We start from the raw sequence: 249 nt of genomic DNA, 5'->3' as shown, positions 1-249 counted from the left end.
ATTTAAGGTTATACCCATTCGCTTAATAAAGTGATCTATTTTGTGGCAGGAAAAACTTCTCGATAGTAAGGCAAAATTTCTTTATTTAGTTGCTCTAAATGAGAAATTTTTAACGCAGCTAGCGTCAGGTTTAACCCTCAATATGATTAAAGTATTATTGCGTATTAGTATTATACCCACAACTCTGAGATTGGAGTATCTACACGGTAATGATGACTCAGTTGCGCTTGTAAAAGCTCAGCTGTGGCA

Annotated in this window: 1 pseudogene; it reads right to left on the bottom strand. The window is 35.3% G+C overall.

Annotation, left to right across the window (positions count from 1 at the left end):
* Positions 1–170: 170 nt before the first annotated feature.
* Positions 171–249: pseudogene (locus AAEY57_RS20670) on the bottom strand (3'-5' exonuclease); the annotation flags it as partial.

The sequence above is a fragment of the Pseudoalteromonas sp. MER144-MNA-CIBAN-0113 genome, assembly GCF_040308965.1.
Taxonomy (GTDB): domain Bacteria; phylum Pseudomonadota; class Gammaproteobacteria; order Enterobacterales; family Alteromonadaceae; genus Pseudoalteromonas; species Pseudoalteromonas tetraodonis.
Note: the sequence above shows the minus strand (reverse complement) of the source record. Positions and strands in the feature narration are given on the sequence as shown.